Annotated in this window: 20 protein-coding genes and 1 riboswitch; of the genes, 10 read left to right on the top strand and 10 right to left on the bottom strand. The window is 53.9% G+C overall.

What is annotated here, in order from left to right; genetic code table 11:
• Positions 1-39: 39 nt before the first annotated feature.
• Together rpoC and FEK46_RS06695 are read left to right on the top strand one after the other, a co-directional pair.
• Positions 40-4263, top strand: coding sequence for a DNA-directed RNA polymerase subunit beta' (gene rpoC, locus FEK46_RS06700; RefSeq protein ID WP_131161715.1), 4224 nt, complete (start codon positions 40-42; stop codon positions 4261-4263).
• A gap of 212 nt (positions 4264-4475) precedes the next feature.
• A complete protein-coding gene (locus FEK46_RS06695; protein ID WP_135408592.1) occupies positions 4476-5015 on the top strand; it encodes a stationary phase growth adaptation protein in 540 nt (179 codons plus the stop codon).
• A 409-nt stretch (positions 5016-5424) separates the two neighbouring features.
• Here FEK46_RS06695 and thiH read toward each other — a convergent pair whose 3' ends face one another.
• From thiH to FEK46_RS06660, 7 genes are all read right to left on the bottom strand, one after another.
• Positions 5425-6558 (bottom strand): 2-iminoacetate synthase ThiH, encoded by a 1134-nt coding sequence (gene thiH, locus FEK46_RS06690; protein ID WP_135560256.1) that lies wholly within the window; start codon positions 6556-6558, stop codon positions 5425-5427.
• Positions 6555-7325 (bottom strand): thiazole synthase, encoded by a 771-nt coding sequence (gene thiG / locus FEK46_RS06685; RefSeq protein ID WP_130210149.1) that lies wholly within the window; start codon positions 7323-7325, stop codon positions 6555-6557. Before thiG ends, thiH begins: the two co-directional genes overlap by 4 nt.
• Position 7326: 1 nt before the next feature.
• On the bottom strand, positions 7327-7527 hold the full coding sequence (gene thiS / locus FEK46_RS06680) for a sulfur carrier protein ThiS (protein WP_001562417.1): 201 nt from the start codon (positions 7525-7527) through the stop codon (positions 7327-7329).
• Entirely contained in the window at positions 7511-8266 is a 756-nt protein-coding gene (gene thiF / locus FEK46_RS06675; protein WP_135560255.1) for a thiazole biosynthesis adenylyltransferase ThiF, read from the bottom strand. The genes thiS and thiF overlap by 17 nt, the downstream gene beginning before the upstream one ends.
• Positions 8259-8894 (bottom strand): thiamine phosphate synthase, encoded by a 636-nt coding sequence (thiE, locus tag FEK46_RS06670; RefSeq protein WP_135560280.1) that lies wholly within the window; start codon positions 8892-8894, stop codon positions 8259-8261. Before thiE ends, thiF begins: the two co-directional genes overlap by 8 nt.
• On the bottom strand, positions 8894-10789 hold the full coding sequence (gene thiC, locus FEK46_RS06665) for a phosphomethylpyrimidine synthase ThiC (RefSeq protein WP_135560254.1): 1896 nt from the start codon (positions 10787-10789) through the stop codon (positions 8894-8896). Before thiC ends, thiE begins: the two co-directional genes overlap by 1 nt.
• Positions 10790-10868: 79 nt before the next feature.
• Positions 10869-10969: riboswitch (TPP riboswitch) on the bottom strand.
• Positions 10970-11020: 51 nt separating this feature from the next.
• Positions 11021-11497: an Rsd/AlgQ family anti-sigma factor gene (locus FEK46_RS06660; RefSeq protein WP_000934290.1), complete on the bottom strand. Its 477-nt coding sequence runs from the start codon at positions 11495-11497 to the stop codon at positions 11021-11023.
• A gap of 94 nt (positions 11498-11591) precedes the next feature.
• Between FEK46_RS06660 and nudC the strand changes: the two genes are divergently transcribed.
• The 6 genes from nudC (at position 11592) to FEK46_RS06630 (ending at position 15950) form a co-directional block, all read left to right on the top strand.
• A complete protein-coding gene (nudC, locus tag FEK46_RS06655) occupies positions 11592-12365 on the top strand; it encodes an NAD(+) diphosphatase (RefSeq protein WP_135560253.1) in 774 nt (257 codons plus the stop codon).
• Positions 12366-12404: 39 nt separating this feature from the next.
• Positions 12405-13469, top strand: a complete 1065-nt coding sequence (gene hemE, locus FEK46_RS06650; protein ID WP_130261378.1) for a uroporphyrinogen decarboxylase — start codon at positions 12405-12407, stop codon at positions 13467-13469.
• Positions 13470-13478: 9 nt separating this feature from the next.
• On the top strand, positions 13479-14150 hold the full coding sequence (gene nfi / locus FEK46_RS06645; protein WP_135560252.1) for a deoxyribonuclease V: 672 nt from the start codon (positions 13479-13481) through the stop codon (positions 14148-14150).
• Positions 14151-14192: 42 nt separating this feature from the next.
• Positions 14193-14783, top strand: a complete 591-nt coding sequence (locus tag FEK46_RS06640) for a YjaG family protein (RefSeq protein WP_130210161.1) — start codon at positions 14193-14195, stop codon at positions 14781-14783.
• Positions 14784-14969: 186 nt separating this feature from the next.
• Entirely contained in the window at positions 14970-15242 is a 273-nt protein-coding gene (hupA, locus tag FEK46_RS06635) for a nucleoid-associated protein HU-alpha (RefSeq protein ID WP_001044513.1), read from the top strand.
• Positions 15243-15254: 12 nt separating this feature from the next.
• The gene (locus tag FEK46_RS06630) at positions 15255-15950 is read left to right on the top strand and encodes a DUF1481 domain-containing protein (protein ID WP_130210175.1); all 696 of its coding nucleotides are present in this window, start codon (positions 15255-15257) and stop codon (positions 15948-15950) included.
• A gap of 1 nt (position 15951) precedes the next feature.
• On the opposite strand, the gene zraP is transcribed toward FEK46_RS06630, so the two are convergent.
• Positions 15952-16380, bottom strand: a complete 429-nt coding sequence (zraP, locus tag FEK46_RS06625; protein WP_130261376.1) for a zinc resistance sensor/chaperone ZraP — start codon at positions 16378-16380, stop codon at positions 15952-15954.
• Positions 16381-16617: 237 nt separating this feature from the next.
• On the opposite strand from zraP, the gene zraS reads away from it, so the two are divergent.
• Positions 16618-18015: a two-component system sensor histidine kinase ZraS gene (zraS, locus tag FEK46_RS06620; RefSeq protein WP_135560251.1), complete on the top strand. Its 1398-nt coding sequence runs from the start codon at positions 16618-16620 to the stop codon at positions 18013-18015.
• Positions 18012-19337: a sigma-54-dependent response regulator transcription factor ZraR gene (gene zraR, locus FEK46_RS06615; RefSeq protein WP_130210167.1), complete on the top strand. Its 1326-nt coding sequence runs from the start codon at positions 18012-18014 to the stop codon at positions 19335-19337. Before zraS ends, zraR begins: the two co-directional genes overlap by 4 nt.
• Here the strand turns inward: zraR and purD are convergent.
• Together purD and purH are read right to left on the bottom strand one after the other, a co-directional pair.
• On the bottom strand, positions 19334-20623 hold the full coding sequence (purD, locus tag FEK46_RS06610; protein WP_135560250.1) for a phosphoribosylamine--glycine ligase: 1290 nt from the start codon (positions 20621-20623) through the stop codon (positions 19334-19336). The genes zraR and purD overlap by 4 nt on opposite strands.
• A gap of 11 nt (positions 20624-20634) precedes the next feature.
• Positions 20635-22224 carry a bifunctional phosphoribosylaminoimidazolecarboxamide formyltransferase/IMP cyclohydrolase gene (gene purH, locus FEK46_RS06605; RefSeq protein ID WP_135560249.1) on the bottom strand — a complete coding sequence of 530 codons (1590 nt, stop codon included), beginning with the start codon at positions 22222-22224 and terminating at the stop codon, positions 20635-20637.
• Positions 22225-22587 lie beyond the last annotated feature (363 nt).

The following is a 22587-nucleotide window of genomic DNA, read 5'->3' as shown; positions in this document are numbered from 1 at the left end:
CCGGCAGCGGATTGTGCTAACTCCGACGGGAGCAAATCCGTGAAAGATTTATTAAAGTTTCTGAAAGCGCAGACTAAAACCGAAGAGTTTGATGCGATCAAAATTGCTCTGGCTTCGCCAGACATGATCCGTTCATGGTCTTTCGGTGAAGTTAAAAAGCCGGAAACCATCAACTACCGTACGTTCAAACCAGAACGTGACGGCCTTTTCTGCGCCCGTATCTTTGGGCCGGTAAAAGATTACGAGTGCCTGTGCGGTAAGTACAAGCGCCTGAAACACCGTGGCGTCATCTGTGAGAAGTGCGGCGTTGAAGTGACCCAGACTAAAGTACGCCGTGAGCGTATGGGCCACATCGAACTGGCTTCCCCGACTGCGCACATCTGGTTCCTGAAATCGCTGCCGTCCCGTATCGGCCTGCTGCTCGATATGCCGCTGCGCGATATCGAACGCGTACTGTACTTCGAATCCTATGTGGTTATCGAAGGCGGTATGACCAACCTGGAACGCCAGCAGATCCTGACTGAAGAGCAGTATCTGGACGCGCTGGAAGAGTTCGGTGACGAATTCGACGCGAAGATGGGTGCGGAAGCAATCCAGGCTCTGCTGAAGAGCATGGATCTGGAGCAAGAGTGCGAACAGCTGCGTGAAGAGCTGAACGAAACCAACTCCGAAACCAAGCGTAAAAAGCTGACCAAGCGTATCAAACTGCTGGAAGCGTTCGTTCAGTCTGGTAACAAACCTGAGTGGATGATCCTGACCGTTCTGCCGGTACTGCCGCCAGATCTGCGTCCGCTGGTTCCGCTGGATGGTGGTCGTTTCGCGACTTCTGACCTGAACGATCTGTATCGTCGCGTCATTAACCGTAACAACCGTCTGAAACGTCTGCTGGATCTGGCTGCGCCGGACATCATCGTACGTAACGAAAAACGTATGCTGCAGGAAGCGGTAGACGCCCTGCTGGATAACGGTCGTCGCGGTCGTGCGATCACCGGTTCTAACAAGCGTCCTCTGAAATCTTTGGCCGACATGATCAAAGGTAAACAGGGTCGTTTCCGTCAGAACCTGCTCGGTAAGCGTGTTGACTACTCTGGTCGTTCTGTAATCACCGTAGGTCCATACCTGCGTCTGCATCAGTGCGGTCTGCCGAAGAAAATGGCGCTGGAGCTGTTCAAACCGTTCATCTACGGCAAGCTGGAACTGCGTGGTCTTGCTACCACCATCAAAGCTGCGAAGAAAATGGTTGAGCGCGAAGAAGCTGTCGTTTGGGATATCCTGGACGAAGTTATCCGCGAACACCCGGTACTGCTGAACCGTGCACCGACTCTGCACCGTCTGGGTATCCAGGCATTTGAACCGGTACTGATCGAAGGTAAAGCTATCCAGCTGCACCCGCTGGTTTGTGCGGCATATAACGCCGACTTCGATGGTGACCAGATGGCTGTTCACGTACCGCTGACGCTGGAAGCCCAGCTGGAAGCGCGTGCGCTGATGATGTCTACCAACAACATCCTGTCCCCGGCGAACGGCGAACCAATCATCGTTCCGTCTCAGGACGTTGTACTGGGTCTGTACTACATGACCCGTGACTGTGTTAACGCCAAAGGCGAAGGCATGGTGCTGACTGGTCCGAAAGAAGCAGAACGTCTGTATCGCTCTGGTCTGGCTTCTCTGCATGCGCGCGTTAAAGTGCGTATCACCGAGTATGAAAAAGATGCTAACGGTGAATTAGTTGCGAAAACCAGCCTGATAGACACGACAGTTGGCCGTGCCATTCTGTGGATGATTGTACCGAAAGGTCTGCCTTACTCCATCGTCAACCAGGCGCTGGGTAAAAAAGCAATCTCCAAAATGCTGAACACCTGCTACCGCATTCTCGGTCTGAAACCGACCGTTATTTTTGCGGACCAGATCATGTACACCGGCTTTGCATATGCAGCGCGTTCTGGTGCATCTGTTGGTATCGATGACATGGTCATCCCGGAGAAGAAACACGAAATCATCTCCGAGGCAGAAGCAGAAGTTGCTGAAATTCAGGAGCAGTTCCAGTCTGGTCTGGTAACTGCGGGCGAACGCTACAACAAAGTTATCGATATCTGGGCTGCGGCGAACGATCGTGTATCCAAAGCGATGATGGATAACCTGCAAACTGAAACCGTTATTAACCGTGACGGTCAGGAAGAGAAGCAGGTTTCCTTCAACAGCATCTACATGATGGCCGACTCCGGTGCGCGTGGTTCTGCGGCACAGATTCGTCAGCTTGCTGGTATGCGTGGTCTGATGGCGAAGCCGGATGGCTCCATCATCGAAACGCCAATCACCGCGAACTTCCGTGAAGGTCTGAACGTACTCCAGTACTTCATCTCCACCCACGGTGCTCGTAAAGGTCTGGCGGATACCGCACTGAAAACTGCGAACTCCGGTTACCTGACTCGTCGTCTGGTTGACGTGGCGCAGGACCTGGTGGTTACCGAAGACGATTGTGGTACCCATGAAGGTATCATGATGACTCCGGTTATCGAAGGTGGTGACGTTAAAGAGCCGCTGCGCGATCGCGTACTGGGTCGTGTAACTGCTGAAGACGTTCTGAAGCCGGGTACTGCTGATATCCTCGTTCCGCGCAACACGCTGCTGCACGAACAGTGGTGTGACCTGCTGGAAGAGAACTCTGTCGACGCGGTAAAAGTACGTTCTGTTGTATCTTGTGACACCGACTTTGGTGTATGTGCGCACTGCTACGGTCGTGACCTGGCGCGTGGCCACATCATCAACAAAGGTGAAGCAATCGGTGTTATCGCGGCACAGTCCATCGGTGAACCGGGTACACAGCTGACCATGCGTACGTTCCACATCGGTGGTGCGGCATCTCGTGCGGCTGCTGAATCCAGCATCCAGGTGAAAAACAAAGGTAGCATCAAGCTCAGCAACGTGAAGTCGGTTGTGAACTCCAGCGGTAAACTGGTGATCACTTCCCGTAACACCGAACTGAAACTGATCGACGAATTCGGTCGTACCAAAGAAAGCTACAAAGTACCTTACGGTGCGGTACTGGCGAAAGGCGATGGCGAACAGGTTGCTGGCGGCGAAACCGTTGCAAACTGGGACCCGCACACCATGCCGGTTATCACCGAAGTAAGCGGTTATGTACGCTTTACTGACATGATCGACGGCCAGACCATTACTCGTCAGACCGACGAATTGACCGGTCTGTCTTCGCTGGTGGTTCTGGATTCCGCAGAACGTACCGCAGGTGGTAAAGATCTGCGTCCGGCACTGAAAATCGTTGATGCTCAGGGTAACGACGTTCTGATCCCGGGTACCGATATGCCTGCGCAGTACTTCCTGCCGGGTAAAGCGATTGTTCAGCTGGAAGATGGCGTACAGATCAGCTCTGGTGACACCTTGGCGCGTATTCCGCAGGAATCCGGCGGTACCAAGGACATCACCGGTGGTCTGCCGCGCGTTGCGGACCTGTTCGAAGCACGTCGTCCGAAAGAGCCGGCAATCCTGGCTGAAATCAGCGGTATCGTTTCCTTCGGTAAAGAAACCAAAGGTAAACGTCGTCTGGTTATCACCCCGGTAGACGGTAGCGATCCGTACGAAGAGATGATTCCGAAATGGCGTCAGCTCAACGTGTTCGAAGGTGAACGTGTAGAACGTGGTGACGTAATTTCCGACGGTCCGGAAGCGCCGCACGACATTCTGCGCCTGCGTGGTGTTCATGCTGTGACTCGTTACATCGTTAACGAAGTACAGGACGTATACCGTCTGCAGGGCGTTAAGATTAACGATAAACACATCGAAGTTATCGTTCGTCAGATGCTGCGTAAAGCTACCATCGTTAACGCGGGCAGCTCCGACTTCCTGGAAGGCGAACAGGTTGAATACTCTCGCGTCAAGATCGCAAACCGCGAACTGGAAGCGAACGGCAAAGTGGGGGCAACTTACTCCCGCGATCTGCTGGGTATCACCAAAGCGTCTCTGGCAACCGAGTCCTTCATCTCCGCGGCATCGTTCCAGGAGACCACTCGCGTGCTGACCGAAGCAGCCGTTGCGGGCAAACGCGACGAACTGCGCGGCCTGAAAGAGAACGTTATCGTGGGTCGTCTGATCCCGGCAGGTACCGGTTACGCGTACCACCAGGATCGTATGCGTCGCCGTGCTGCGGGTGAAGCTCCGGCTGCACCGCAGGTGACTGCAGAAGACGCATCTGCCAGCCTGGCAGAACTGCTGAACGCAGGTCTGGGCGGTTCTGACAACGAGTAATCGTTAATCCGCAAGTAACGTAAAAACCCGCTTCGGCGGGTTTTTTTATGGGTGTAGTTCAGGGAAAGAGCATTTGTCAGAATATTTAATGAATTTCTGGATACCCATAATCAATGTAGAGATGTCTAATATCCTGAAACTGACTGAACTAATTGAGTCAAACTCGGCAAGGATTCGATACTATTCCTGTGTAACTTTCTTAAGGAACGAGAATGAAACAGGAAGTGGAGAAGTGGCGACCTTTTAGACATCCGGATGGTGATATTCGTGATTTATCGTTTCTTGATGCTCATCTGGCTGTCTACGTTCAGCATCATGAGGGCAAACAGCCTTTAGAGTATCGCTTTTGGGTTACCTACTCTCTTCACTGCTTCACAAAAGATTATGAACATCAGACGAACGAAGAAAAACAATCGTTAATGTACTACGCGCCTAAAGAATCTCGTCCCTTCTGCCAGCACCGTTATAACTTAGCGCGAAAACACTTAAAAAGAACCATTTTGGCGCTGCCAGAAAGCAACGTTATTCATGCCGGGTATGGTAGCTATGCCGTGATTGAAGTGGATTTAAACGGAGGAAACAAGGCATTTTACTTTGTTGCGTTCAGGGCTTTCAGGGAAAAGAAAAAACTCCGTTTGCATGTAACTAGCGCTTACCCCATTTCTGAAAAACAGAAAGGTAAATCAGTGAAATTTTTCACCATTGCCTACAATTTATTGAGAAATAAGCAGCTTCCTCAGCCCTCAAAATAACAAAACCCACCTTAAGGTGGGTTTCGCCAGAGATAATTCTCTGGTATTCAGAACGCCATTACCGGACTTTGCCTTGACCTTGCGAGAATCGCAGGTTGCGGGATGTCTGAATTTCTTCAGTCTGCTGCATCCTGGAAGATGAGAACATGTGTTCTTATTTTCGTCTCTATCATAGTTGAGTATTTACTCTCTTACAATCAGATCTCTTTCATTGCTCAACAGGCGATGGCTTCAGACTTTGCATTACGGAATTTTTAAGAAAGGCAGGGCGAAACGAGGAAGAAGCTTTTCGCCCTGGACAACATTCCTGCTGACGGCACTACCATAAAAAAACACAACGCTTTCAACAACCTTGCGTTTTTCATCTTCCGTAGCGGCTCGGAATAAATTTACGTTCTTACATTCCGTCTCATAGCCTTTGCGAGGCGCGTCCCAGATAACTGTCCCAGTCCTTCCATACTGGCTGCAAACCCTGAGCAGTTAACGCGGCAGCAACCGCTTCCGGTCTGCGATCGTCGTGTGGTGAGAACTGTTCCAGCTCGGGGTGATTGTCGGCATAGCCACCTGGCTGCGTTTTCGAGAAGGCGCTGACGTTATTGATTGCCAGCGGAATAACGCGATTACGAAACCACGGTGATTCCCGCGTGGAGAGTGACAGTTCAACTTCCGGTGCAAGCAGCCGGAAGGCGCAGATGGTTTGTACTAACTGGCGTTCACCCATAATCGACGCAGGCTCAATGCCGCCAGTACATGGGCGCAGGCGCGGGAAGGAGACAGAGTAGCGGCTTTGCCAGTAATGCTGTTGCAGCCATAGCAAATGTTCGGCAACCATGTAGCAGTCAACGCGCCAGCTGTCGGAAAGGCCAATTAGCGCGCCGAGGCCAATCTTATCAATCCCCGCCCGACCCAGCCGATCCGGCGTTTCCAGCCGCCAGAAGAAGTCCTGTTTTTTGCCTTTCAAATGATGGCGGGCATAAGTCGCCTCGTGATATGTCTCCTGATAAACCATCACGCCATCCAGACCAAGCTGTTTTAGCTCGGCGTATTCCGCCTCCGCCAGCGGCTGTACTTCCATCTGTAGTGAAGAGAACTGTTCACGTAGGGCAGGGAGATGACGACGAAAGTAATCCATCCCCACTTTCGCCTGATGTTCACCAGTGACTAATAGCAGATGTTCAAAGCCCATCTCCCGTATAGCGGCGCTTTCCCTGGCAATATCCGCTTCATCCAGCGTTTTGCGCTTGATGCGATTGCTCATGGAAAATCCGCAGTACGTGCAGTCGTTAGCGCAAAGATTGGAAAGATAAAGCGGGACGTAGAAACTAACTGTGTTGCCAAATCGCTGACGGGTCAGGCGCTGCGCCCGTTGGGCCAGTGGTTCCAGATAGCCACTGGCGGCTGGCGATAACAGCGCCATCATATCGTCGCGGGTGAGTTGCGAGGCATTTAGTGCCCGCTCTACGTCAGCAGCCGTTTTGCCGTTGATACGCAGGCGGATGTCATCCCAGTCCAGTTGTCGCCAGCGATCGCTGAAGGTTTTCATGCCGATGCCTCCAGAAATCCGGTCAGCGGGCTGGTGGCATGGGCAAAATGACTGCGGCTGCCCGGTCCGGACTGACGTGCCAGCAGGCCTGCTTCTACTGCCAGACGAAATGCCTTCGCCATGTTGATGGGATCGTCCGCGACGGCAATCGCCGTATTCACTAACACCGCATCAGCCCCCATTTCCAGCGCCTGCGCGGCATGGCTGGGAACGCCGATGCCAGCATCGACAACCACCGGAACGGTGGCCTGCTGGATAATAATCTCCAGCATGGCGCGGGTCTCCAGTCCCTGATTCGAGCCAATCGGTGCGCCGAGCGGCATCACCGCTGCACAGCCGACTTCTTCCAGACGTTTACACAATACCGGATCGGCCCCGCAGTAAGGCAGCACGACAAATCCCTGTTGTACCAGCGTTTCGGCAGCTTTTAATGTTTCGATGGGATCGGGCAACAGCCAGCGGGCGTCAGGGTGAATCTCTAATTTTAGCCAGTTTGTGCCTAACGCCTCACGCGCCAGATGGGCGGCGAAAATGGCTTCTTCCGCGGTTTTCGCCCCGGATGTATTCGGCAGCAGGGTCACACCCGCCGCGATAAGCGGTTCGAGGATAGCGTCGTTGTGTTGGCGTAAGTCGACGCGTTTCATCGCCAGCGTCACCAGCTGGCTGCCGGAAGCACGAATAGACTCCACCATCAGTTGTGAGGAGGCGAATTTCCCGGTACCGGTAAACAGATGTGAATCAAACGTTTTGTCCGCAATACGTAACATCTCACCCCCCTGCAATAACCTGAAAAAGCAGGATCTGGTCGCCATCCTGCACGATATGTTGCGCCCATTGTTCCCGCGGGACGATTTGCTGATTAATCGCCAGAGCCGCGCCCGATTGTCGTTGGTCGAGTTGCTCCAGTAGTTCGTGAACAGTTTGTCCGGCGGCGCACTGCATCGGTTGATCGTTAAACAGGATCTGCATTGCTTCCTCCGCATACCGGGCAACCACTGGCGCGGCGCAACGCCAGGCTGCGCCACTGGCTCGACTTACCGTCGAACAGTCGGAGTTCTCCCGCAGGCGTCTCTATACCGCTTAATAACTTAATTGCTTCCAGTGACTGCAACGTGCCCATAACCCCGACCACCGGGCCAACCACGCCCGCCGTGCGGCAGTTGCGTTCTGGCTCCTGGTTATCTGGCCACAGACAGCGGTAACACCCCTGCTCCCAGGGCGGCGTCAGTACCATCAACTGACCGCCAAATCCGACCGCGCTGGCGGTGATAAGCGGCGTGTTGAGTGCCACGCAGGCGGTATTAATCTCCTGGCGAGTCGCCATATTGTCGGTACAGTCGAGCACCACATCGGCCCGTGCTACCGCATCTTTTAACGCCTCACCCGTTAACCGTTGTTGTAGTGCTGTCAGTTGAATATCGGGATTCAACTGCGTCAGTCGCTGTTGGCTGACATGTGATTTCGGGCGATCGATATCTTCAGTGGTAAAGAGGATTTGTCGTTGCAGGTTGCTTAAATGCACATGGTCGTCATCTGCCAGTATCAGCGTCCCGACGCCAGCTCCCGCCAGGTACAGCGCAGCAGGTGTACCCAGCCCGCCCAGACCAATAATCAGCACCTGGCTGTCGAGCAGTTTTTGCTGCCCTTCAAGAGCGATATCGTCGAGCAGGATTTGGCGGCTATAACGCATAAAATCACGGTCATTCATCGCCAACTCCTGCAATTTCCAGCAACTGTGCCGTTGCCAAACGCCAGTCTGCGGCTTGAGTAATGGCGCTGACGACGGCGATACTGCCGACACCCGTTGCTATCACCGCAGGCGCGCGCGCCAGACTGATACCGCCAATCGCCACGGTGGGATAATCCGCCAGACGCTCAATGTGCCGTACCAGTTGTTCCAGCCCCTGCGGTGCAGAAGGCATCTGTTTGGTTTGCGTCGGGAACACATGTCCCAGCGCGATATAAGAAGGATGTGCTGCCAGCGCGACGTCGATCTCCATATCATCATGGGTCGAAACGCCCAGCCGCAGGCCTGCCGCGCGGATGGCGCTGAGATCGGTGGCTTGCAAATCTTCCTGCCCCAAATGGACGCCATATGCCTGATGTTTGATCGCCAGCCGCCAGTAATCGTTGATAAACAATCGCGCGTTATAGCGGCGGCCCAGCACAATTGCCGCCTCGACATCGGCTTCCACCTCTTCATCGCGCCGATCTTTGATGCGTAGCTGGAGAGTACGTACGCCTGCATCCAACAGACGTTCGATCCACTGTACGCTGTCCACCACCGGGTACAGTCCTAAACGAAAAGGTACAGGAGGAAAATCAGGCTGATACATCACGCTTCCTCCTTACGCAGGTAGATTTCTCCGCCTCTGGCGCGGAAGTTCTCCGACATATCCGCCATTCCCACTTCAATAGTTTGCGCGGCGGCGTAATCGCGCACTTCCTGGCTGATTTTCATTGAGCAGAATTTCGGTCCACACATGGAGCAAAAATGGGCGACTTTGCCGGACTCTTGCGGCAGGGTTTCATCGTGATAAGCGCGGGCGGTAAATGGGTCGAGGGCCAGATTAAACTGGTCTTCCCAGCGAAATTCGAAGCGGGCTTTCGACATGGCGTTATCGCGAATTTGCGCGCCCGGATGCCCTTTCGCCAGGTCGGCGGCGTGGGCGGCAATCTTATAGGTGATAAGCCCCTGCTTAACGTCTTCTTTATTAGGCAGACCCAGATGCTCTTTTGGCGTTACGTAACAGAGCATCGCGCAGCCAAACCAGCCAATCATCGCCGCACCAATCCCTGACGTGAAGTGGTCATAGCCCGGCGCAATATCGGTAGTTAGCGGCCCCAGAGTGTAAAACGGCGCTTCGTGGCAGTGCTCTAACTCCTCGGTCATATTGCGGCGAATCATCTGCATCGGCACATGCCCGGGGCCTTCAATCATCACCTGCACGTCATATTCCCAGGCGATTTTGGTCAGTTCGCCCAGCGTATGCAGCTCGGCAAACTGCGCTTCATCGTTGGCATCCTGAACAGAACCGGGGCGCAGACCGTCGCCCAGCGACAGCGAAACGTCATAAGCGGCACAGATTTCACAAATTTCGCGGAAGTGTTGATAGAGGAAATTTTCCTGATGATGGGAGAGGCACCATTTCGCCATAATCGAACCGCCGCGAGAGACGATACCGGTCAGGCGTTTCGCGGTCATCGGCACGTAGCGCAGCAGCACGCCCGCATGGATAGTGAAGTAATCCACACCTTGCTCAGCCTGTTCCAGCAGCGTGTCGCGGAAGGCTTCCCAGGTAAGATCTTCAGCGATCCCGTTAACCTTCTCCAGCGCCTGGTAGATCGGCACTGTACCGATCGGCACCGGGCTGTTACGTAAAATCCACTCGCGGGTTTCGTGAATATAGCGACCGGTGGAGAGATCCATCACCGTATCCGCTCCCCAGCGCGTGGACCATACCAGCTTTTCCACTTCTTCTTCGATGGAAGAGGTGACCGCTGAGTTGCCGATATTGGCGTTAACTTTTACCAGGAAGTTGCGACCAATAATCATCGGCTCCGATTCCGGATGATTAATGTTGGCCGGGATAATCGCACGTCCGGCAGCAACTTCATCACGGACAAATTCCGCAGTGATATTTTCCGGCAGACGTGCGCCAAAGCTCATTCCCGGATGCTGGTGGCGCAAAACTTCGCTACGGATGCGCTCGCGGCCCATATTCTCGCGAATGGCGATGAACTCCATCTCCGGTGTGATGATGCCCTGGCGGGCGTAGTGCAGTTGTGTGACGCGGCGTCCTGCTTTGGCGCGTTTTGGCGTTAATACGCCGCTAAAACGCAGCTCGTCGAGACCATCATCAGCCAGCCGCGCTTTAGTGTAATCGGAACTGCGCACGGTAAGTTCTTCAGTATCGCCACGCGCATCGATCCACGGCTGGCGCAGCTTTGCCAGTCCTTGCTGCACGTTAATCGCGATTTGCGGGTCGCCATACGGACCGGAGGTGTCGTAGACCGGAATCGCTTCGTTTTCTTCGTACTGTGGCTGTTCTTTGCTGCCGCCAATTAGCGTCGGGCTAAGCTGGATCTCACGCATCGGCACGCGAACGCCGGGGTGTGTGCCAGTGATGTAAATGCGTTTTGAGTTGGGAAAGGCGGTGCCTTCCAGGGTGTCGATAAAATGTTGGGCCTGGGCGCGTTGTTCGCGGCGGGTCAGTTTTGTTGCAGACATAGCTCATTCCAAAAATTAAGGACGTGGCTTGTCAGACGACGGATGAAGCAAGAGACGATCGCCGCAAAGGCGATGCGATAGCAGATTAACTCTTGTTCCCTTCGCAGGTATTAGCCTGATCAGGTTCCGCGGATCCCGAATGAACGGTCTCAGCCAGTTAAGGCACTCCGACAAGAAATTAGCCCCGCAAACGGGGCGTTGAATGTAAATTACGCGTTAACAGCGCAGAACTCAAGCAAGATGTTTGACGCGAGCGGCGTCAAGTACCAGCAGAATCAGCTTATCTTCCAGTACGAAGCGTGCTTCCAGCGCCTCGCCGATGTCAGATAAAACCTGTTGAAACTCAAGGTAATTATCATGATCGATGGCGGTTTCCAGGCTGGAATCATAGTAATCCATAATCTGTTGCGTGTTGGCTTCCAGCTGCGGCCAAATCTTCGCGGCATGAGCGAGTTGCCCGTTGCCTTCCAGTTTATGAAGAATGCGTTCATAAATACTGAAATGTCCGGCAGACAGATAGTCGACCAGACTCTGGCAAAAATCATCAAGGGCTTTTTCATTCAGCCTCATGTACGATTCTTTGCCAGGCTTAATGCCAACCAGATTGTAGTAAGCCACGAGCAGATGCTTACGTACATGTAGCCAGCGATCAACCAGTTTGTTACTTCCTCTGACGTGCTCCGTCAGGTTATCGAGCTGGTTAAGCATGATTGACTCCGCAAGTTTGTCTTCAAAAACTGCTCAGTGAGAAATGTAAAAACCATGTTAAACATGCCAGTGATGCAAAGGTAGTGCAAGAGCTATGGATCGTATAATTGAAAAATTAGATCACGGCTGGTGGGTAGTCAGTCATGAACAAAAATTATGGTTGCCGAAGGGAGAATTACCATACGGCGAAGCGGCAAATTTCGATCTTGTGGGTCAGCGCGCACTACAAATCGGCGAATGGCAGGGAGAACCTGTTTGGCTAGTGCAACAGCAGCGCCGTCACGATATGGGCTCGGTGCGCCAGGTCATTGATCTGGATGTCGGGCTGTTTCAATTAGCCGGACGTGGTGTGCAACTGGCGGAGTTTTATCGCTCGCATAAATACTGCGGTTACTGCGGGCATGACATGTATCCGAGCAAAACCGAATGGGCGATGCTATGCAGCCACTGCCGTGAGCGTTACTACCCACAAATCGCTCCCTGCATTATCGTTGCCATCCGTCGCGATGATTCAATCCTACTTGCTCAGCATACCCGGCATCGTAACGGTGTCCATACGGTACTCGCCGGATTCGTCGAAGTGGGCGAAACCCTCGAACAGGCAGTCGCGCGGGAAGTGATGGAAGAGGGCGGCATCAAAGTCAAAAACTTGCGGTACGTGACTTCCCAGCCGTGGCCGTTTCCTCAGTCTTTAATGACCGCGTTTATGGCGGAATATGACAGCGGCGACATCGTGATCGACCCGAAAGAATTGCTCGAGGCGAATTGGTATCGCTATGACGATTTGCCGTTACTTCCACCGCCCGGCACCGTAGCGCGCCGTCTGATAGAAGATACGGTGGCGATGTGTCGGGCAGAGTATGAGTGATGATACACTGACCGCCTGACGCACTAAGGAACAGCCAAAATGACCGAACTTAAAAACGATCGTTATCTGCGGGCGCTGCTGCGCCAGCCCGTTGATGTCACTCCAGTATGGATGATGCGCCAGGCGGGCCGCTATCTACCGGAATATAAAGCCACGCGCGCCCAGGCGGGCGATTTTATGTCGCTGTGCAAAAACGCCGAGCTGGCGTGCGAAGTGACTTTGCAACCGCTGCGTCGCTACCCGCTGGATGCGGCGATCCTCTTTTCCGATATCCTCACCGTGCCGGACGCGATGGGGTTAGGGCTCTATTTTGAAGCCGGAGAAGGTCCGCGTTTTACCACACCAGTCACCTGCAAAGCCGACGTCGATAAACTGCCAATTCCGGACCCGGAAGATGAGCTGGGTTACGTGATGAACGCGGTGCGTACCATTCGTCGCGAACTGAAAGGCGAAGTGCCGCTGATTGGTTTTTCCGGCAGCCCGTGGACGCTGGCGACCTACATGGTCGAAGGCGGCAGCAGCAAAGCGTTCACCGTGATTAAAAAAATGATGTATGCCGATCCGCAGGCGCTGCACGCGCTACTCGATAAACTGGCGAAAAGCGTCACTCTGTACCTGAATGCGCAGATTAAAGCCGGTGCTCAGGCAGTGATGATTTTCGACACCTGGGGCGGCGTGCTAACCGGGCGCGATTATCAACAGTTCTCACTCTATTACATGCATAAAATTGTTGATGGTTTACTGCGTGAAAATGACGGTCGCCGCGTACCGGTCACGCTGTTTACCAAAGGCGGCGGACAGTGGCTGGAAGCCATGGCAGAAACCGGTTGCGATGCGCTGGGCCTCGACTGGACAACGGACATCGCCGATGCACGCCGCCGCGTGGGTGATAAAGTCGCGCTGCAGGGCAATATGGATCCGTCGATGCTGTATGCGCCGCCTGCCCGCATTGAAGAAGAAGTGGCGACAATCCTTGCCGGTTTCGGTCACGGTGAAGGCCACGTCTTTAACCTCGGCCACGGTATCCATCAGGATGTGCCGCCAGAACATGCTGGCGTATTTGTGGAGGCAGTGCATCGCCTGTCTGCGCCTTATCATCAGTAAGGAGTGGTTATGGATCTCGCGTCATTACGCGCTCAACAACTTGAACTAGCTTCTTCTGTGATCCGCGAGGATCGACTCGATAAAGATCCACCGGATCTGATCGCCGGAGCCGATGTCGGGTTTGAGCAGGGCGGAGAAGTGACGCGAGCGGCGATGGTGCTGCTGAAATACCCCTCGCTTGAGCTGGTGGAGTATAAAGTGGCCCGCATCGCTACTACCATGCCTTACATTCCAGGTTTTCTTTCCTTTCGCGAATATCCTGCGCTGCTGGCAGCGTGGGAGATGCTGTCGCAAAAGCCGGATTTAGTGTTTGTCGATGGTCACGGGATCTCGCATCCGCGCCGTCTTGGCGTCGCCAGCCATTTTGGCTTATTGGTGGATGTGCCGACCATTGGCGTGGCGAAAAAGCGGCTCTGCGGTAAATTCGAACCACTCTCCAGCGAACCGGGTGCACTGGCCCCGCTGATGGATAAAGGCGAGCAGCTGGCCTGGGTCTGGCGCAGCAAAGCGCGCTGTAACCCTCTGTTTATTTCTACTGGCCATCGGGTCAGTGTGGATAGCGCGCTGGCGTGGGTACAACGCTGCATGAAAGGCTATCGTCTGCCGGAGCCAACGCGCTGGGCGGACGCGGTGGCCTCGGAACGTCCGGCGTTCGTGCGCTATAAAGCAAATCAGCCCTAATTCAGGTAAACTGCGGATAATTTCCGTATTTGAGAACTCAACATGTTACAAAACCCAATTCATCTGCGTCTGGAGCGCCTGGAAAGCTGGCAGCATGTCACTTTCATGGCTTGTCTGTGCGAACGCATGTACCCCAATTACGCTATGTTCTGCCAGCAAACCGGTTTTGGCGATGGGCAAATTTATCGGCGTATTCTCGATCTCATCTGGGAAACGCTGACCGTCAAAGACGCAAAAGTGAATTTCGACAGCCAACTGGAGAAATTTGAAGAAGCGATTCCTTCAGCGGACGATTTCGATCTGTACGGCGTTTATCCGGCAATCGATGCCTGCGTGGCGTTAAGTGAACTGGTCCATTCGCGTTTGAGTGGTGAAACGCTCGAACACGCGGTGGAAGTGAGTAAGACCTCCATCACGACCGTTGCGATGCTGGAAATGACTCAGGCTGGTCGCGAAATGAGCGATGAAGAGCTCAAAGAAAACCCAGCTGTAGAGCAAGAATGGGACATTCAGTGGGAAATATTCCGACTTTTAGCTGAGTGCGAAGAACGCGATATCGAGCTGATAAAAGGCCTTAGGGCAGACCTGCGTGAGACGGGCGAGAGCAATATTGGTATAATTTTTCAGCAATAAGACCAGAAAACGTGAATTAACGCCTGATTTGTCGTACCTGGAGTCTTCCCTTTCGCCCCCCGTCTGGTCTACATTTGGGGGGCGAAAAAAAGTGGCTATCGGTGCGCGTATGCAGGAGAGTGCTATTCTGGCATTTCCGTCGCACTCGATGCTTAGCAAGCGATAAACACATTGTAAGGATAACTTATGAACAAGACTCAACTGATTGATGTAATTGCAGAGAAAGCAGAACTGTCCAAAACCCAGGCTAAAGCTGCTCTGGAGTCCACTCTGGCTGCAATTACTGAGTCTCTGAAAGAAGGCGATGCTGTACAACTGGTTGGTTTCGGTACCTTCAAAGTGAACCACCGCGCTGAGCGTACTGGCCGCAACCCGCAGACCGGTAAAGAAATCAAAATCGCCGCTGCGAACGTACCGGCATTTGTTTCTGGCAAGGCACTGAAAGACGCAGTTAAGTAAGATTGCGTGGCAGTGAACAGTTTTAACGAAGGGGTGGTTTCACCCCTTTTGTCTTTCTGGCGTCGCTCATTGATGCTGGCAGGCGCGCTGTTTCTTACTGCTTGTAGCCATAACTCCTCACTTCCTCCCTTTACCGCCAGTGGATTTGCTGAAGATCAGGGCGCGGTACGCATCTGGCGAAAAGACAGCGGCGATAATGTCCATCTGCTTGCCGTATTTAGCCCGTGGCGCAATGGCGATACCACGACGCGAGAGTATCGCTGGCAGGGCGATAACCTCACGCTTATCAATATCAATGTTTACAGCGAACCGCCGGTGAACATTCGCGCGCGTTTTGACGATCGCGGCGATCTGAGCTTTATGCAACGTGAATCCGACGGGGAAAAGCAGCAGCTTTCTAACGACCAAATTGATTTATATCGTTATCGTGCTGACCAAATCCGCCAGATTAGCGATGCCTTACGTCAGGGGAGAGTCGTGCTGCGTCAGGGGCGCTGGCATGCGATGGAACAGACCGTGACCACCTGCGAAGGGCAAACCATTAAACCTGATTTAGATTCGCAGGCGATAGCGCATATCGAGCGCCGCCAGAGCCGCTCTTCTGTTGATGTCAGCGTGGCATGGCTGGAAGCGCCCGAAGGTTCGCAATTACTGTTGGTGGCAAACTCTGATTTCTGTCGCTGGCAACCCAACGAGAAAACGTTCTGATTTACCAGTGGCCCATTCCCATATGACCGCCACCACCACCGCAGCCGCCGTAACCCATGCCCATTCCGGTACCGCGCGGAATACCCGCTTCAGCCATCGCAATATCCCGTTTCACCCGTAACTCATCTAACGACTGACGCAAAGCCTCCATCTCTTTGGCGACCGCGTTAATTTTGCTGCTATCCGGTGGATTAGCGGCTAACAGGGCATTGTATTCATAACGCTTCGTCACCAGTTGCTGTTGCAGTGCGCTGCTTTGAGCGTAAAAGTCATTATGGATTTTCTGCCACGCTGTCTGTTGTTCGCTGGTCAAAGGCGCGGCATTTTGCTGCCACATACCGTGTCCGCCGTGAGCAAATGCAGATGTCGATCCCATCGTCATTGCTGAAAGCGCCATCATCACCAGGGCAATTTTCGTGTTCCGTTTCATGGTTAATCCTCCAGTGGTTGTCTTACTTTGGGTATTGCATCTTTCGTGCCAACAACGAAACGCTGATATGACGGGCAATCTGGCGTGATAAGCGAGTAAAAATGACTCGCCTGCTGTGGGTAGCGAGTCATTTTTACTCATTGAAACTTAAGTCTTTGTGTTACAGAGCAGGGTAAGCGCAGCTAAAAGATGGCATGATTTCTGCTGTCAAAAAGAGATGAACAGGCAAAGAAGAAGATACGTTTTATGCGACGTTCTAAAGACACCTTAGCCAAATGGTTAAGCGCGATCCTCCCCGTGGTCATTGTTGGGCTGGTGGGATTGTTTGCGGTAACGGTGATTCGTGATTATGGGCGGGCAAGCGAGGCTGACCGTCAGGCATTACTGGAAAAAGGTAATGTGCTCATTCGCGCTCTGGAGTCAGGAAGCCGCGTAGGGATGGGGATGCGAATGCACCATGTGCAGCAACAGGCGCTTCTGGAAGAGATGGCTGGCCAGCCTGGGGTGTTGTGGTTTGCGGTCACCGATGCACAGGGCATCATCATTCTTCACAGTAACCCCGAAATGGTTGGGCGTGCACTCTATTCTCCTGATGAAATGCAGCAGTTAAAGCCAGAGGAAAACTCCCGCTGGAGACTGCTTGAGGATGCAGAAAAAACGCCTGCGCTTGAGGTCTATCGTTTGTTCCAGCCAATGTCATTGCCCTGGCGGCATGGTATGCACAATATGCCGCGCTGTAACGGCAAAGCTGTGCCACAGGCAGAAGCACAACAGGCTATTTTCATCGCTGTTAACGCCAGCGATCTGGTTGCAACCCAGAGTGGGGAAAAGCGCAATACCCTGATTATCCTCTTCGCCCTGGCGACGGTCTTGCTGGCAAGCGTGTTGTCATTCTTCTGGTATCGCCGGTATCTGCGCTCGCGCCAGCTTCTACAAGATGAAATGAAGCGCAAAGAGAAGCTGGTGGCACTGGGGCATCTGGCGGCAGGCGTTGCCCACGAAATCCGAAACCCACTTTCCTCGATTAAAGGGCTGGCGAAATACTTTGCCGAACGCGCGCCAGCAGGGGGAGAAGCGCATCAACTGGCGCAGGTGATGGCGAAAGAAGCCGACCGTTTAAACCGCGTGGTAAGCGAGCTGCTGGAACTGGTTAAACCAACGCATCTGGCTTTGCAGGCGGTGGATCTCAACACTCTGATTAACCACTCATTACAGCTGGTAAGCCAGGATGCAAACAGCCGGGAGATCCAGTTACGCTTTACCGCCAACGACATGTTGCCGGAAATTCAGGCCGATCCGGACAGGCTGACTCAGGTCCTGTTGAATCTCTATCTCAATGCTATTCAGGCGATTGGTCAGCATGGCGTGATTAGCGTGACGGCCAGCGAAAGCGGCGCAGGCGTGAAAATTAGCGTTACTGACAGCGGTAAGGGAATTGCGGCGGATCAGCTTGAAGCCATCTTCACCCCGTATTTCACCACGAAGGCCGAAGGCACCGGACTGGGGCTGGCGGTCGTGCATAATATTGTTGAACAACACGGTGGTACAATTCAGGTCGCAAGCCAGGAGGGGAAAGGCGCAACGTTCACCCTCTGGCTTCCGGTCAATATTACGCGTAAGGACCCACAAGGATGACGCACGATAATATCGATATTCTGGTGGTGGATGATGACATTAGCCACTGCACTATTTTGCAGGCATTGCTGCGCGGCTGGGGCTATAACGTCGCGCTGGCGAACAGCGGGCGACAGGCGCTGGAGCAGGTGCGGGAACAGGTTTTTGATCTTGTGCTTTGCGATGTGCGAATGGCAGAGATGGACGGCATCGCCACGCTGAAAGAGATCAAAGCGTTAAATCCGGCGATTCCGGTACTGATTATGACCGCTTACTCCAGCGTCGAGACGGCGGTAGAGGCGTTGAAAACCGGGGCGCTGGATTATCTCATCAAACCGCTGGATTTCGATAACCTGCAGGCGACGCTGGAAAAGGCGCTCGCGCATACGCACAGTGTCGATGCTGAAATACCTGCGGTGTCCGCCAGCCAGTTCGGGATGGTTGGTAAAAGCGCAGCGATGCAACACCTGCTCGGTGAAATTGCCCTTGTCGCGCCATCGGAAGCCACGGTGCTGATCCACGGCGATTCCGGTACCGGTAAAGAGCTGGTCGCCAGGGCGATTCACGCCAGTAGCGCACGTAGCGAAAAACCGCTGGTAACGCTCAACTGTGCGGCACTCAACGAATCCTTGCTGGAATCTGAATTGTTCGGTCACGAAAAAGGGGCGTTTACCGGGGCCGATAAACGGCGGGAAGGGCGCTTTGTTGAGGCGGACGGCGGCACGCTGTTTCTCGATGAAATTGGCGATATCTCGCCGATGATGCAGGTTCGTCTGCTGCGTGCGATTCAGGAGCGTGAAGTTCAGCGTGTCGGCAGCAACCAGACTATTTCGGTCGATGTCCGGCTGATTGCCGCGACCCATCGCGATCTTGCCGCAGAGGTAAATGCCGGACGTTTTCGCCAGGATCTCTACTATCGTCTGAACGTGGTGGCGATTGAAGTACCGTCGCTGCGTCAGCGGCGGGAAGATATTCCTCTGCTGGCTAACCATTTTCTTCAGCGGTTTGCCGAGCGTAATCGCAAGGCGGTAAAAGGTTTTACACCCCAGGCGATGGATCTACTGATTCACTACGACTGGCCGGGAAATATTCGTGAGCTGGAAAACGCGGTAGAACGGGCAGTGGTGTTGCTGACCGGGGAATATATTTCCGAACGCGAGCTGCCGCTGGCGATTGCGAGTACGCCGATCCCGCTGGCGCAAAGTCAGGATATTCAGCCGCTGGTGGAAGTGGAAAAAGAGGTGATTCTGGCGGCACTGGAGAAAACGGGCGGCAACAAAACCGAAGCCGCCCGTCAGTTAGGGATCACGCGTAAAACGCTATTGGCAAAACTGTCGCGTTAGTTCTGCTCGCGTTCGATAGCGCGCCAGCCGATATCTTTCCGGCAGAAGCAGTCATCCCAGTGGATATCGGTCATTAAGGCATAGGCGCGTTTCTGCGCTTCTGCTACGGTATGACCCAGCGCGGTGACGCACAGTACGCGCCCGCCGCTGGTCACTACCTGCTCGTCATCCGCCAGTTTTGTGCCCGCGTGGAACACTTTGCCGCCTGCCACTTCTTCCAGCGGCAGGCCGTGGATCACATCGCCGGTGCGGTAATCGCCCGGATATCCACCCGCAGCCATCACCACGCCGAGAGCAGCACGTTCATCCCACTCGGATGTTTTCTCATCCAGTTTGCCTTCACAGGCCGCCAGGCAGAGTTCAACCAGATCGGACTTCATGCGCAGCATAATCGGCTGGGTTTCCGGATCGCCAAAGCGGCAGTTAAATTCGATAACCTTCGGATTACCCTGTTTGTCGATCATCAGGCCCGCGTAGAGAAAACCGGTGTAGGTATTGCCTTCCGCCGCCATACCTTTCACGGTTGGCCAGATGATACGCTCCATGGTGCGCTGATGAACTTCATCGGTTACTACCGGCGCGGGGGAGTAAGCGCCCATACCGCCGGTGTTTGGCCCGGTATCTTTATCGCCTACGCGTTTATGATCCTGGCTGGTGGCCATCGGCAGCACATGCTCGCCGTCCACCATCACGATAAAGCTCGCTTCTTCGCCATCGAGGAACTCTTCGATCACAATGCGATGACCCGCGTCGCCAAAAGCGTTGCCCGCCAGCATATCGTGAACAGCCGCTTCGGCTTCTTCCAGCGTCATCGCCACGATAACGCCTTTCCCGGCAGCCAGACCGTCAGCTTTAATGACGATTGGCGCGCCTTTCTCACGCAGATACGCCAGCGCTGGTTCTACCTCGGTGAAGTTCTGGTATTCCGCCGTAGGGATTTTATGGCGGGCCAGGAAATCTTTGGTAAACGCTTTCGAGCCTTCCAGTTGCGCGGCACCTGCGGTTGGGCCGAAGATTTTCAGCCCGGCGGCGCGGAAGGTATCGACTACGCCTTTCACCAGCGGCGCTTCCGGGCCGACGATGGTCAGATCGATCTTTTCGTTTTGTGCGAAATCCAACAGCGCCGGGATATCGGTCACGCCGATAGCGACGTTTTGCAGCATGGGTTCCAGCGCAGTGCCTGCGTTACCCGGAGCAACAAAAACAGTTTCAACCAGCGGCGACTGGGCCGCTTTCCAGGCCAGTGCGTGCTCGCGCCCGCCGTTACCAATCACTAATACTTTCATCTATTGCTCCATTAATGGCGGAAGTGGCGCATGTCGGTGAAGAGCATCGCAATACCGTGTTCATCGGCGGCGGCAATCACTTCGTCATCGCGGATAGAACCGCCAGGCTGGATTACGCAGGTCACGCCCGCAGCGACTGCGGCATCAATACCGTCGCGGAACGGGAAGAACGCGTCAGAAGCCATCGAGGAACCTTTCACTTCCAGGCCTTCATCGGCAGCTTTAATACCGGCGATTTTCGCGGAGTACACGCGGCTCATCTGGCCCGCGCCAATACCGATGGTCATATTGTTTTTGGCATAGACGATGGCGTTGGATTTCACGAACTTCGCCACTTTCCAGCAGAACAGCGCATCACGCAGTTCCTGTTCGGTCGGCTGGCGTTTGGTGACAACGCGCAGTTCTTCCGCGCCGACCATCCCCAGGTCACGATCCTGAACCAGCAAACCGCCGTTCACGCGTTTGAAATCAAGACCCGGAACACGCTCGCCCCACTGACCGCAGGTCAGGACGCGAACGTTCTGTTTGGCGGCGGTGATTTTCAGGGCTTCTTCGCTGGCGGACGGCGCAATAATCACTTCAACAAACTGACGAGAAATGATGGCCTGCGCGGTTTCCGCATCCAGCTCGCGGTTAAAGGCGATAATGCCGCCGAACGCGGAGGTTGGGTCGGTTTTGTACGCGCGATCGTAAGCATCAAGAAGGGAATTACCGATAGCCACGCCGCAAGGGTTGGCGTGCTTCACAATCACACATGCCGGCTCGGCGAACTCTTTCACGCACTCCAGCGCCGCATCGGTATCGGCGATGTTGTTATAAGAGAGGGCTTTACCCTGAACCTGGGTTGCGGTGGCAACGGAGGCTTCTTTCACATTCTCTTCTATATAGAAGGCAGCCTGCTGGTGGCTGTTCTCGCCGTAGCGCATATCCTGCTTCTTAATGAAGTTCAGGTTCAGCGTGCGCGAGAAGCGACCGGCGGCTTCTTTGCTTTCGCCGTGGTAAGCCGGAACCATGCTGCCGAAATAGTTGGCAATCATGCTGTCGTAGGCGGCGGTGTGTTCGAAGGCTTTGATAGCGAGGTCGAAACGGGTTGCAAGCAGAAGCGATCCTTCGTTGGCATCCATCTCATTAATAATGGCGTCGTAGTCGCTGCTCTTCACCACGATTGCAACATCTTTATGGTTCTTGGCGGCGGAGCGCACCATGGTTGGGCCGCCGATATCGATGTTCTCAACCGCATCTTCCAGCGAGCAACCTTCACGGGCCACGGTCTGGGCGAACGGATACAGGTTAACAACCACCATATCGATAGGCTGGATCTGATGTTCTTCCATAATGGCATCGTCCTGGCCGCGACGGCCCAGAATGCCACCATGTACTTTCGGATGCAGGGTCTTCACGCGTCCATCCATCATCTCCGGGAAACCGGTGTAATCGGAAACTTCGGTTACCGGCAGACCTTTTTCTGCTAACAGACGGGCAGTGCCCCCTGTAGACAGCAGCTCCACACCGCGTGCGGAAAGTGCCTGGGCGAATTCGACGATACCGGCTTTGTCAGAAACACTGAGCAGAGCGCGGCGGACTGGACGACGTTGTTGCATGGTAAATCCCCTGGATTTGACTATTACAGAGAGCGTTAGCTGAATTTTTCGCGAAAAACTCAGCTAACGCCCCTAACGGGGCATCCTTATTTTTCGCTCGCATTGTAACGAAAACGTTTGCGCAACGCTCGCGAATTTTTCTCTTTCAATGGCGATCACTATTTTGACTGTGCTTACCGTGTGAGAAATGCAGAAATTATGCTAATGATTGTGGATAACTCTGTGCGTAAAAAGGTATAAAGCGGGGTTTTGCTGGGGAATGCAGCAGTCAGTCATTTTTTTGCAATTTTTCTATTGCGGCCTACGGAGAACTCCCTATAATGCGCCTCCATCGACACGGCGGATGTGAATCACTTCACACAA

The sequence above is a fragment of the Escherichia sp. E4736 genome (genome assembly GCF_005781225.1).
Classification (GTDB): domain Bacteria; phylum Pseudomonadota; class Gammaproteobacteria; order Enterobacterales; family Enterobacteriaceae; genus Escherichia.
The sequence above is the reverse complement of the archived record's forward strand: the minus strand, read 5'-3'. Positions and strand labels throughout refer to the sequence as shown.